A 12,991-nucleotide genomic window follows, 5' to 3' on the forward strand; every position below is an offset into this window, starting at 1 on the left:
ATTCGAATAGTCGCACTCTTAGAGTGCTTTTTTTATAATTTATGAAGATGCTTAAAGAGCATTTTTTTTGTTATCTAGAGGTATTTTAAACTCGATTATTTAGAAATTAAAATTTATAGATGTTTAGAATTAATATCATGAACTTTCTATATGCAAATTTACAAATGAACTTTAATTGGGGTATACTATTATGGGATAATAAATCAAGAATTATTGTTGGAGGTCAGCTATGAATATAGGAGTTATAGGAGTCAATCATAATTCGGCACCCATTAGTGTAAGAGAAAAAGTATCATTTACAGATACAAAAAAGATAGAGGCTATAAACTCCTTATTAGATAAAGATATAAGTGAAATTGTTATACTATCTACATGCAATCGAAGTGAAATCTATGTTAGATGTGAAAATATACAGGAAAAAATAAATCTTCTAGCTAATTTTTATGAAGATTTTTTTGATGAGAAAGAAATTAAGAACTATTTATTTTCAAAGATAGGAAGAGACGCAGTCAGTCATATTTTCGAGGTTACAGCTGGCTTAGACTCCATTGTATTGGGTGAGGATCAAATTTTAGGACAAGTAAAAAAAGCACATGAATTTGCTATGCAATTGGGTTCAAGTAAAAAGGTTTTTAATAAACTTTTTAGAGAGGCGGTTACTACTGCAAAAGAGATTAAAACGACAACAAAGATTTCTGAACAGCCACTCTCTATTAGTTACATTGGTGTGAAACTTTTAAAAGAAAAAATTGGATGCTTACAAAATAAAAATGCATTGATAATTGGATATGGTAAAATGAGTCGACTAACAATGACTTATCTTCAAGAAGAAAGAATAGGAAATATATACCTAGCTAATAGAAGTCACGGTAAAGTTAGTAACATAAGCGATCAATTTCAAAATGTCATACCTATTCAATATGATGAAAGGTATGAAGTCTTACAAAATGTTGATATCGTTGTTAGTGCTACTGCTGCTCCTCATACAGTATTAAAATTAGATAAAATGCCAACATTAAATCATAGGATATATATGATGGATATTGCACTCCCACGGGATATTGATCCTAATATTAATACCCTTGACCATGTGGTAGTTTATGATATAGATGATTTAAAGAAAATTCATGATGAAAATGATGTCAAAAGAAATGAATTAGCAGGTATAGGATATCAAATAATTCATGAAAAAATTGATGAATTTATAGAATGGTTAGAATCAGCGAACATTGATCCTACTATTAAGTCATTAAATGAAAAATGTCTTGAAATTAAAGAAGATTCATTAGAATATTTATTTAGAAAATTAAATCTTGATGTAAGAGAACAGAAATTAGTTGATCGCATGATGGAGTCTGCTCTTAAGCGATTAATTAGAGAGCCCATTGTTAAATTAAAGCAAGTTAAAGATAAAGGAAAAAGAGACGAGTATATTAAATTAATCGAAGAATTATTTGAAGTTTAACCTGTGGAGGTACCTATATGATAAATGAAAAGTCAGAACAAATTTACAAAGAAGCGGTTGAGTATATTCCTGGCGGTGTTAATAGCCCCGTTCGAGCATTTAAATCAGTAGGTTTAAGTCCTATTTTCGTTGATCATGCACATGGAAGTAAGATTTATGATGTAGATGGTAATGAATATATTGATTATATCTGTTCATGGGGGCCTCTGATGTTAGGTCATTCTCCAAAAGAATTAAGTGAGGGAATAGAAGAGGTTATCAAAAAGGGAACAAGCTATGGAGTTCCTACTCAAATAGAAGTTGATATGGCAAAAATAATTGTTGAGGCTTATCCGGCCATTGATCAAGTTCGTATGGTTAACTCTGGGACAGAAGCAACTATGAGTGCATTACGAGTGGCAAGAGGATATACTGGAAGAAACAAAATATTAAAGTTTGAAGGATGCTATCATGGTCATTCCGATTCTCTACTAGTACAATCAGGTTCAGGAACGATTACTTATGGGGTTCCAACAAGTCCAGGTGTACCAGATGATGTTGTTAAACATACATTAGTTTGTAAGTATAATGACTTAGATGCCGTAAGAGAAATTTTTAAAGAAGAAGGGAATGAGATTGCGGCAGTCATCGTGGAAACTATCTCTGGAAATATGGGATTAGTTAAAGGTAAACAAGAATTTATTGAATTACTACGAGAAGTATGTACTGAGTATGGGGCAGTTTTAATATTTGATGAAGTTATTACTGGATTTAGATTAAGTTATAATAGTTCTCCAGCCTATTTTGGTGTTAATCCAGATATGGTTTGCTTTGGGAAAATTATAGGTGCTGGTCTTCCTGTTGGAGCATACGGTGGAAAAAAAGAAATCATGAGTGTCGTTTCTCCTATTGGGCCTGTTTATCAAGCAGGAACCCTATCTGGGAATCCATTAGCGATGTATATGGGGAAAAAGAATTTAGAAATCTTAAGAGATAATCCTCAAATATATACTGAATTAGAGAGAAAAGCTAAAAAATTAGAGGATGGAATAAATACTAATTTAGAAAAATTAGATTTAGATTATACTGTGACTAGAGCAGGTTCTCTAGTATGCTTATTCTTTGCTAAAGGTCCTATTGAGAACTATGATGATGCAAAAAAATGTGATATAGAAAAGTTTAATAAGTATTTTGCCCAGCTACTAAAGCGAGGGATTTTAATTGGTCCTAGTCAATATGAAGCAATGTTCTTATCGAATGCTCATACTGACGAAGATATTGAAAAAACAATCGCAGCTAATTATGAAGCATTAAAAGTTGCACATAATTTATAATAGCAGAATAATATTAAACGAAATAAAATCCTCTATTTTACATCATTTAAAGAGATTTATCATAAAACATTTGAGAATAAGTATAACAAAAAAACCTAGCCATTTGGCTAGGTTAATTTTTTCTCAAAAATAAATTCGATTTTATTTAGATAGACTAAGTAAGATAGTAAATAGATGATGAATAAGGAGGTTAAGTATGAATAAAGCAGTACTCGTCGTAAGTTTTGGAACAAGTTATAAAGAAACACGAGATAAAACCATTAGAGCATGTGAAAAGAAAATACATGACTGTTTAAGTGATTATGATTTTTATCATGCTTATACTTCAGATAAGATCATTGAAAAGATAAAAATCAAGGATGGAATCCATATCGATACCCCAAAGCAATCTTTAGAAAATTTATATAAAAAGGGGTACCAAGAGGTAATTGTTCAATCACTTCATATTCTTTGTGGGGAGGAGTATCAGGAGTTAAGCGAAGTGGTCAGACAATATAAATCTAAATTCCAGAAGATTGTTTTAGGGAAGCCTTTACTAGTAGATCATGAAAATTATGATGAGGTTGTAGAGGCGATTGAGGATCAGCTACCTGATTTGAAAGAAAATGAAGCGTTAGTATTTATGGGACACGGTACGATGACTCAATCAAATGAACAGTATTCAAAAATAGAGTCTATGATAATAGGTCATGGAATCAATGCTTATGTAGCAACGTTAGAAGGGGACTTAAAGTTAGAACAGGTGATTGAGAATTTGCATTGTCAGAATATAAGAGGGGTTCATTTAATGCCACTTATGTTAGTTGCGGGCTATCATGCGGTCAAGGATATGACTGGTGATAAAAAAGATTCTTGGAGGAATGTATTGGAAGGAGAAGGATTTGAGGTTGAGGTTCATCTTCAAGGATTAGGAGAAAATATTAAGATACAAGAGATATTTGTGAAGCGTGCGCTGAAATGTCTAGAATCATTAAATATTATCAATTAGTTAAATATGAGTTTATGAAACAGTGATATACTTATAGTAAAGAAATTAGTACAGAAGATCGATATACAAGGAGATTCATGATGAAAGTAGTTGTTGGAACAAGAGGAAGTAAGTTGGCTCTTACACAAACAAATTGGGTCATTGATCAATTAAAAGAGCGAAACCCACAGGTTGAATTTGAAGTAAAGATTATTAAAACGAAAGGTGATTTAATTCAACATTTATCTTTAGATAAAATTGGCGATAAAGGATTATTTGTTAAAGAAATTGAGCAACAACTTTTAGATAAAGAAATCGATATTGCGGTACATAGTATGAAGGATATGCCTTCCACTTTACCTGCGGGGTTGAGATTTGCTGGAACGCCTGAAAGAGAAGATCCACGTGATGTTTTAATTTTAAAAGAGGGTTACAAGAATATTGATGATTTGCCACGAGGTGCTAAAATTGGGACAGGTAGTAAGCGACGAAAGTATCAATTATTAAAGTATCGACCAGATTTAGAGATTGTTCCAATTCGAGGGAATATTGATACACGTATTCAAAAGATTAAAGATGAAAATTTAGATGGAATCGTCCTTGCAGCAGCAGGGATGATTCGAGCAGGAATGACTGAACAAATCAGTTACTATTTCCCTGTTGATTTAATGGTTCCAGCCCCTGCACAAGGAGCACTAGCCATTGAGATTCGTGAGAATGATTTAGAAATTGAGAGTTTAGTTAATAGTATTAAAGATGAAGTGACACAAGTTCGAGTAGCTGCTGAACGAGGTTTTTTAATTGGTGTTAATGGAAGTTGCCATGTTCCTATGGGAGCTTATTGTGAGATTGTTGGTGATCAGTTGAAATTAACAGGGTTGTATGGAAATGAAGAGGGAAGTAAATTGGTTATTAAAACATTAGAAGGAAGTATAGAATCTCCGATTGATCTTGGAGTTGAGTTAGCCCAATTAGTCTTAAAGGAGTATGAGAATTATGAAGGGTAAAGTATACCTTGTAGGGGCAGGTCCTGGTGATTATAAATTATTAACGTTAAAAGGGTTAGACTGTATCAGGGAAGCAGATGTTATTGTTTATGATCGATTAGCTAATGTTAATTATTTAAAAGAGGCAAAATCAAACTGTGAGTTTATTTATGTTGGGAAGGCATCAAGTCAGCATACACTTCCGCAAGAAGAGATTAATCGCGTCATTGCGGATAAAGCGAAGGAAGGAAAGATTGTCACACGCCTTAAAGGGGGAGATCCTTATGTATTTGGTCGAGGTGGAGAAGAAGGTGAAGTTTTAAAAGCTGAAGGTATCGATTTTGAAGTGGTTCCGGGAATTACGTCTGCGATTGGTGGGCTTTGCTATGCTGGAATTCCAATTACCCACCGAGACCATGCGTCATCTTTTCATGTCGTTACTGGTCATTTAAGAGCGGATGATAAAGAAAATCCTGAAATTAATTGGAATGCTTTAGCGAATACGGGAGGGACGCTTGTATTTTTAATGGGAGTGGCTAATTTGAAAAAGATTAGTGAGAACCTCATTAAAGAGGGGAAGCCGAAAGATACGCCAGTGGCTTTAATTAGTTGGGCGACGCGACCAAATCAAAGAGTGATTATTTCAACGCTTGATGAGGTTCATGAAACAGCGGTAAGAGAAAAGGTAAAGCCACCGACATTAATTGTGGTGGGATCGGTTGTGAATTTACGAGAGACGTTGAATTTCTTTGAGAATAAGCCGTTGTTTGGGAAAAATATCATGATAACAAGAAGTCGTACACAAAGTAGTTCATTAGTTGAGAAGATTATGGATTTAGGCGGGAACCCAATTGAGATTCCAACGATTAAGATTGAAAAGATTGAAAATAATGTGGCATTGGAGCAAGAAATCCGTGAATTAAAGGATTATACGTATTTAGTGTTAACGAGTAAGAATGCGGTTGATATTTTCTTTGATAAATTAGATGAGATGGAGTTGGATGCAAGAGCCCTTGCTCATGTAAAGGTTTGTGCGATTGGAGCGGCAACAGCAAGAGAGATTAAAGCAAGAGGAATTAGAGCGGATGTTATACCGAAGCGTTTTGTTGCAGAAGAGTTATATGAAGCATTAAAAGAACAGCTAACGTCTGAAGATAAAATTTTAATTCCAAGAGCGAAGAATGCTCGTGATTTCTTAGTGGAAAAATTAAGAGAAATTTGTGAAGTTAAAGAAGTTCATACGTATGAGAGTGTGATTGATCTCAGTAAGAAGGATGAAATCTTAGAGATTTTAAATCAAGAACGTGTGGATTATATTACATTTGCAAGTTCTTCAACGGTGAAAAATTTTGTAGAGATTATTGGAGAAGAAAATTTAGATAAAATTAAAAATTCTAAGGTGATTTCGATTGGTCCTGTCACATCAAAAACAGCGAGAGATTTGAATGTTGATGTATATAAGGAAGCAGAAAAGGCAACAATTGAGAAGATTGTGGAAGCCATTGTAGTTGAGTAATTTGGAGGTTTGAATCATGTTAAGAAGACCACGACGCTTAAGAGCAAATAAGGCAATTAGAAATTTAGTGAGAGAAACGAAGTTAAATGTAGAAGATTTTATTTACCCACTATTTATTGTTGAAGGTGAAGGAATTAAACGAGAAATTTCATCACTACCTGATGTGTATCATTTTTCAGTTGATAGGTTAGAAGATGAGATTAAGGAGTTAAGAGAATTAGGTCTTGAGCACGTCATCTTATTTGGGATTCCTCATGATCATGAAAAAGATGAGTGTGGGAGTGAAGGGTTTAATGAGAATGGTGTGATTCAACGTGCCATTCGCCGTATTAAAGAAGTGGATCCAGAGATGAATGTGATTACGGATGTTTGCATGTGTGAGTATACGAGTCATGGCCATTGTGGAATTTTAAATGAACAAGGTTATGTCAAAAATGATGTGACTTTAGACTATCTAACTAAAATTGCGATTAGTCATGCGAAAGCAGGGGCTGATATGGTGGCACCTTCAGATATGATGGATGGTCGAATTAAGGCACTTCGTGATGGATTAGATGAGGCGGGATTTGAAAATATCGGAATTATGTCATATAGTGTAAAATATGCATCAACGTTCTATGGACCATTCCGAGAAGCGGCAAATTCAGCACCAGCGTTTGGGGATCGTAAAACGTATCAAATGGACCCTGCTAATTCGAATGAAGCTTTAATAGAAGCAGAGTTAGATGTCTTAGAAGGGGCAGACATTTTAATGGTCAAACCAGCTCTTTCTTATTTAGACGTCATTAGACGTGTAAAAGATCGTTTTGATTTACCATTGGCAGCGTATAATGTGAGTGGGGAATATGCGATGTTAAAATCAGCAGTGAAAAACGGGATTTTAGCTGAAGGGGCGATTTATGAATCAGTGATGTCAATCAAGCGTGCTGGAGCAGATATTATCATTACTTATTTTGCAAAAGATTTAGCGAAGATGTTAAAAGAGATGAAATAAGTGTATGGCATAAAAAAAGCTGATTACGATAAATGGTAGTTAGCTTTTTTAAGTCTGTTAGGAGGGAGGTTTTTACGATGCTTTATCCAATTAATTTAGAGTTGAATCATGTTGAAATTGTGGTGATTGGTGGAGGAGAAGTAGCCTATCGAAAATGTAAAAACTTTAGCGAGTTTAATAAATCGGTTAAGGTTGTGGCACCATCATTTATTGAATTATTTTATGAACTAGAAAATGTGGAATTAATCTGGGATAGTTATAAAGAAGAATATATTCAACATGCTCAGATGGTAGTGGCAGCAACGGATAATCAAGTGATTAATCAAGCTATTGGGGAGTATTGTCATCTCCATCAAAAACTTGTGAATGTAGTTGATAGTGTTAGTCTTTCTAACTACACAGTACCATCATATGTGAAAAGAGGCGATTTACTTTTAAGTGTCTCAACCGGCGGTAAAAGTCCATCATTGTCAAAAAAGATTCGGATGGAGTTGGAAAAAAAATATGATGATAGTTATGAGGAATATGTGCATCTGTTGGGCGTGATAAGGCAACAGATTATTGAGCAGTATGAGGATGTGAAGGTCAGACGAAGGTTGATTCAAGAACTGATTAAACTCGATTTAGATGCACTTAAAGAAGAAGGTAGAAAGTATATGTCAGAGGGGGAATAGACTCCAATGATTTGGAATTTAGGGAGTCATATTATTATAGATCTATGACCAGCCTTCTTACGAGATATGGAAAAATTTATATTTTTAACTCATCTAACGAAAGCAAATAAGAGACGTTAATAATCAAACATAAAAAATATTTTAAGGGTGAAAAAGAGGCATGATGTCTCTTTTTTCGAAGGTAAAAGAAGAGATTTGTGGTGGGGATACAATCATTGTTTTCATCATGATGACAACGCTTTTAAGTGATGTTAAGGTTGTAAGATTTTTATGGTTAATAGGAAGTATGTGGTAAAATTTCTTAGAAGGCTCCAGAAAAAAATTTTAAAAAAAGCTCTTGATTTTTTAAATATCGTGCCTTAAAATGTAACTAACAATTTGATTTGAATAAATCCTTTGACGAAGAAAGTAGCAATAAGGTCAACTGCCAAGCGAGCTAGTGTTGGTGAGAGTCTAGCCAGTTCTTATGTGTGAAACGCCCTTCTATGGAAATTATCACAAATATACATGAGTATAGAGTATGATAATTGGGTACTCCCCTTACAGAGCAGAGTGGATACAAGTTTGTTGTATCAATTAGAGTGGTAACGCGGTCAGTGGGTCGTCTCTTATGTTTATAAGAGATGACTTTTTTTATAAACATATGCCATTTTAATTGATGTAATAGAATGTATCAATAAGAGTGGTACCGCGGTAAAAGATCGCCTCTTGATTAAAGAGGCGGTCTTTTTTGTTTGTCGAAAAGGGTCAAATTAAATGAAAGAGAAAATAAGGAGGAGAAAAATTATGAAAAAGATGTTAATGGTTTTAATGCTAATGTTAGTGGGCGTTGTTGGTTGTGGTCAACAGGGAATCTCAATTGAAGATATCGAAAAAGAGGGAACGTTATTAGTTGGATTATCAGGAGATTATCCTCCATTTGAGTTCTACAAAATGATTGATGGAAAAGAGACATTAGTTGGTTTTGATGTGATGTTAGCTGAAAAAATTGCAGAGGAATTAGGGGTAGAAGTAGAATTTAAAAACATGGATTTTAACTCGTTAATTGGTGCTTTACAGTCAGGGCAAGTGGATATGGTGATTTCAGGAATGTCTCCAAATGAAACACGTCTTAAACAAGTTGATTTTTCAGATTTCTATTACACTGGTGAGAATGCAGTATTAGTTAGAGAAGATGATGTAGCTAAGTATCAAACAGAATCTGATTTAAAAGATATTAAAATTGGAACTCAGTTAGGAAGTATTCAAACCCCAATTGCAGAGTCATTTACATCAAGTGTCAAAGAATTAGCTACGACTCAATCAATTGTCTTAGAGTTAAGTAATGGGAATGTAGATGCTGTTATTCTAGGAAAAGATATTGCGGATCGTTACGCTGAAGAGTTTGATAATGTTGTTGTTTCAGATGTCACAATTTCTTCAGAAGAGGCAATGGCTGTTGCTCTTCCGAAAGGATCAGATGAGTTAACAGCAAAAGTCAATGAAGTCATTGCGAAGTTAAAAGCAGATGGGACACTTGGAGAAATGTTAGAAGAAGCAATGAAAATTGCGAATGAATAATTAAAGAAATGAAGTAGGTGAAGAGATGTTTGATTTTATTATTGATTACTATCCTATGTTTTTAAAAGGAACAGGAGTCACTATTTTATTAGCCTTATTAACAGTGCTTTTTGGAACATTGATAGGAGTGTTAGTTTCCATTACAAGATTTAATAATAAAGGATTTTTTGGGAAAATCTTAAATAAGTTAGCTGATGTTTATATTGCCTTTTTCCGTGGAACACCGTTAATGATTCAGTTATTTATTTTCTGGTTTGGAATTCCTCAGTTGTTCCATATTAGGCTAAAACCTGTGGGACCAATTCCAGCAGAGTTTATTATTGGAGCTATTGCATTAGCCATTAACTCAGGGGCATATGTGGCAGAAATTTTCAGAGCTGGAATTCAAGCCGTTGATAAAGGACAAATGGAAGCAGGACGATCACTTGGATTAAGTGAGAAACAGACGTTAAAGCACATCATTTTACCACAAGCGATTAAAAATATTTTGCCGGCGCTTGGAAATGAGTTTGTTGTCATTATTAAAGAGTCAGCAATTGTTTCAGTGATTGGGTTGGCAGATTTAATGTATAATGCGGATAAGGTGACGGCAGCAACTTATAATGCATTTGGGGTTTATATTGTAGCTGCATTCATTTATTTCATTTTAACATCAGTATGCTCAAAGCTAGTATCAGTATTTGAAAGGAGATTAGACCAAGATGCTTAAGATTAATCAATTATCAAAATATTTCCACGGAAAACAAGTTTTGCATTCGATTGATTTAGAAATTAAAGAAGGGGAAATTGTAACGATTATTGGACCATCTGGATCGGGAAAATCGACTTTATTACGTTGTATGAATTTGTTAGAAGTTCCAGAAGCTGGAGAGGTTTTGTTTGAAGGAACTAATTTGTTAGACCCCAAAACGAATTTAAATGAAATTCGTGAGCATATCGGGATGGTGTTCCAAAATTTTAACCTATTTCCGAATAAAACGGTTGGTGAAAATATTACGTTAGCTTTAAAACTTCTGAAGAAAATGGATGATCAATCAGCTAAGGAAATTGCGTTTAATTTATTAACACGTGTAGGCTTAGCCGATAAAATAGATGTGTATCCATCGAAGTTATCAGGGGGACAAAAGCAACGTGTGGCCATCGCTCGTTCATTAGCATTAAATCCAAAGTTAATGTTATTTGATGAACCAACTTCGGCATTAGATCCTGAGATGGTGAAGGAAGTTTTAGATGTGATGAAAGAGTTAGGAGAAGGTGGCATGACGATGGTCATTGTGACGCATGAGATGGGGTTTGCCCGTCAAGTCGCGACACGTGCAATCTTTATTGATCAAGGACAAGTGCTTGAAGATACGACCCCTGAACAGTTATTTACTGCTCCAAAACATGAACGTACAAAAGAGTTTTTAGCGAAAGTTTTATAAACAAAAATCACTAGTTTAACTAGTGATTTTTTCTATGTTATAATGAAGATATTTTAGGAGGAGAAGTCATGGAATTAAATCAATTAAAAGAGATTTTAGCTTGTTATTTTCTAAGTGACTGTCAGATTCATCAGGGTGCATCGGGTATGAATAATTTGACTCGATTCATTGAACATGAAGGAAAAAAATATGTGTTACGTGTGTATCAAAATCATAGTGATGAAAACTTGGTTCAAGTCGAGCAAGAGATTTTAAAAAGGATTAAAGGAGTCCCAGTTCCTGTTTTAGTGCCGACAATGAGAGGGGATTATTTAGTACGCATGTATGATAAGATTGCGGTACTATTTGAGTATCAGGAGGGGGTTAATTTAAAATTAGAGAGGCTGGATCAATACAAAAATTATGGTGAAATGATTGGAAAGCTAAGTCGCGCGTTAGGAAAGTTAGAGGTTGATAAAGAGGGCTATTCACCGTATTATGAGTTAGATGAGGCATATCCTAACCATCAAATCTGTGAGTTTTGTCAACATCCATACGAAGAGTTTGAATCATTACATGAGGAGTTAAAAGTGGTTGAGAGAGTTTATGAGGACTTAATGAACTTAAGTGAGAGATTTAAGACGTTACCTCAACAACTTATTCATGGGGATATTAACTCGTCAAATTTGTTGATGGATGAAGCGGGAATGATTTCACGCATTTTAGATTTTGAATTTGTGACGAAAGATTTACGAGCGATGGAGATTGCGATTTGTTTGTCTGAGATTTTATCTGAAGGTCAGGATGAAGTTTGGCCGAGGTTAGAAGCGTTTATCGAAGGATTAAAACAATCATTGCAATTAACGAAGGAAGAGACTGAGGTTTTACCGTCATTAATTTTACTTCGTCGACTAGATGTTGTCATGCATTTTATCGTACGTTATCGACGTAATATTTCCTCGGAAATTGTAGGAAAAGGTGAATTTTTAAGTAAGCAGATTGTAAAACTTGTTGAGCAATCGAGTTGGATTGAAGAAAATGGGAATCGCTTAATTGAATTATTAAGTAATTGTGAATGATAAAAAGGACTATCTCATTTTGAGGCAGTCCTTTTATTATTTCCTTCAATTTGTTGAGTATCAAACTCATATTTTTAATTTTGTCTTGATGTAAGTTTCCTTTTAATGGGATGAGTGACCGAGCAGTTTCACTTGTGAAATAAGTCGCTATTACTAGGGCTCTAAGAGTTTATATTGTGAAAAACTTATCGAGACTTATATATTAGAGAAAGTTCATTTATAAAACCAGGTCATGCTTGTAGTTGATGTTACTCTATTAGATTGTTGTTTGATTAAGGTTTATTTTTATTAATTAAGTGAAAATATACGACTATTTTAGACTCTCTAATATAGAAAGCGCTTTATTATTGTGGTATAATTAGGAAAAGTAAAGAAGAGAGGATGGATACAGGGTTGAGGTAAGCTTATGCCAGTTTACATTGGTGTTATATGATAAGAGGGTAAAATGGATTTTTAAGGTATAAGCTTTAGAATTGATTTGTTGAAGTGATGTCATTGATGAGCACAGTTCTGATTGTGAGTATAAGGGATTAGAGATATTTATTTAACTTGAAGGATAGGATAAGGCCTAATTCACGTCTCTTCTTTAGTAATTTAAATTTGATGATAGGGATAAGCAGGATGTTGGAAGTGAAGTCCATTTGAGGAAATTGGGGGACTCTCATGATTATTGGGCAGAACGATTAGTGATATGAAGGAAAAGGCTACAATTAAAGAACCCTGGAGGAGTAGATTTTAATTTAGCGAAGGCGTTATAGGGATTTGTTTATGTCTGAGCTCGATTTAGATGAAGCGTGTTTAGGCAATAATATGCCGAAGTTTATTTTGCATCTGATGGTAGTAAATCGTTTGCTACATGTATTAAATAAATCAAGTCATTTGAAAGTTATGATAAAAGTTCGCAGCAGGTTAGATTCGATTTGGGTGTTAATGAAGGATATTGGAGCGGGAGTGCTATGATCGAAGAAGGCAAAAGGAAAGTTAGCTGGTAGATGATCATCAATAGGAATGATTAATGTCATTGAATACATACA

Annotated in this window: 13 protein-coding genes and 1 other annotated feature; all 13 genes read left to right on the top strand. The window is 34.3% G+C overall.

Going from position 1 to position 12,991, the window contains the following annotated elements:
* The first annotated feature begins 229 nt into the window (after positions 1–229).
* The 13 genes from hemA (at position 230) to NEH74_RS11850 (ending at position 12,917) form a co-directional block, all read left to right on the top strand.
* Entirely contained in the window at positions 230–1,465 is a 1,236-nt protein-coding gene (hemA, locus tag NEH74_RS11790; RefSeq protein ID WP_055275884.1) for a glutamyl-tRNA reductase, read from the top strand.
* Positions 1,466–1,482: 17 nt separating this feature from the next.
* Positions 1,483–2,778, top strand: a complete 1,296-nt coding sequence (gene hemL, locus NEH74_RS11795) for a glutamate-1-semialdehyde 2,1-aminomutase (RefSeq protein ID WP_055275882.1) — start codon at positions 1,483–1,485, stop codon at positions 2,776–2,778.
* A gap of 196 nt (positions 2,779–2,974) precedes the next feature.
* On the top strand, positions 2,975–3,766 hold the full coding sequence (locus NEH74_RS11800) for a sirohydrochlorin cobaltochelatase (protein WP_055305844.1): 792 nt from the start codon (positions 2,975–2,977) through the stop codon (positions 3,764–3,766).
* A gap of 80 nt (positions 3,767–3,846) precedes the next feature.
* Entirely contained in the window at positions 3,847–4,752 is a 906-nt protein-coding gene (gene hemC / locus NEH74_RS11805) for a hydroxymethylbilane synthase (RefSeq protein ID WP_055305843.1), read from the top strand.
* Positions 4,742–6,247 (top strand): uroporphyrinogen-III C-methyltransferase, encoded by a 1,506-nt coding sequence (cobA, locus tag NEH74_RS11810; protein ID WP_055305842.1) that lies wholly within the window; start codon positions 4,742–4,744, stop codon positions 6,245–6,247. The genes hemC and cobA overlap by 11 nt, the downstream gene beginning before the upstream one ends.
* A gap of 16 nt (positions 6,248–6,263) precedes the next feature.
* Positions 6,264–7,241, top strand: a complete 978-nt coding sequence (gene hemB, locus NEH74_RS11815; protein WP_262941403.1) for a porphobilinogen synthase — start codon at positions 6,264–6,266, stop codon at positions 7,239–7,241.
* A 77-nt stretch (positions 7,242–7,318) separates the two neighbouring features.
* Complete coding sequence (locus tag NEH74_RS11820) at positions 7,319–7,915, top strand: bifunctional precorrin-2 dehydrogenase/sirohydrochlorin ferrochelatase (RefSeq protein ID WP_055275874.1); 597 nt, start codon at positions 7,319–7,321, stop codon at positions 7,913–7,915.
* 160 nt (positions 7,916–8,075) lie between these two features.
* Positions 8,076–8,210 carry a hypothetical protein gene (locus NEH74_RS11825; RefSeq protein WP_262941404.1) on the top strand — a complete coding sequence of 45 codons (135 nt, stop codon included), beginning with the start codon at positions 8,076–8,078 and terminating at the stop codon, positions 8,208–8,210.
* A gap of 92 nt (positions 8,211–8,302) precedes the next feature.
* Positions 8,303–8,527 (top strand) — a binding site (T-box leader).
* Positions 8,528–8,701: 174 nt separating this feature from the next.
* The gene (locus NEH74_RS11830) at positions 8,702–9,475 is read left to right on the top strand and encodes a transporter substrate-binding domain-containing protein (protein WP_055305839.1); all 774 of its coding nucleotides are present in this window, start codon (positions 8,702–8,704) and stop codon (positions 9,473–9,475) included.
* Between the two features lie 25 nt (positions 9,476–9,500).
* The gene (locus NEH74_RS11835; RefSeq protein WP_055244647.1) at positions 9,501–10,184 is read left to right on the top strand and encodes an amino acid ABC transporter permease; all 684 of its coding nucleotides are present in this window, start codon (positions 9,501–9,503) and stop codon (positions 10,182–10,184) included.
* On the top strand, positions 10,177–10,899 hold the full coding sequence (locus NEH74_RS11840) for an amino acid ABC transporter ATP-binding protein (RefSeq protein WP_055244650.1): 723 nt from the start codon (positions 10,177–10,179) through the stop codon (positions 10,897–10,899). Before NEH74_RS11835 ends, NEH74_RS11840 begins: the two co-directional genes overlap by 8 nt.
* A gap of 68 nt (positions 10,900–10,967) precedes the next feature.
* Complete coding sequence (locus NEH74_RS11845) at positions 10,968–11,957, top strand: phosphotransferase enzyme family protein (protein WP_055275868.1); 990 nt, start codon at positions 10,968–10,970, stop codon at positions 11,955–11,957.
* A gap of 768 nt (positions 11,958–12,725) precedes the next feature.
* The gene (locus NEH74_RS11850) at positions 12,726–12,917 is read left to right on the top strand and encodes a hypothetical protein (protein WP_262941405.1); all 192 of its coding nucleotides are present in this window, start codon (positions 12,726–12,728) and stop codon (positions 12,915–12,917) included.
* Positions 12,918–12,991 lie beyond the last annotated feature (74 nt).

This window comes from Turicibacter sp. GALT-G1, from assembly GCF_025594995.1.
GTDB classification, from domain to species: domain Bacteria; phylum Bacillota_I; class Bacilli_A; order MOL361; family Turicibacteraceae; genus Turicibacter; species Turicibacter bilis.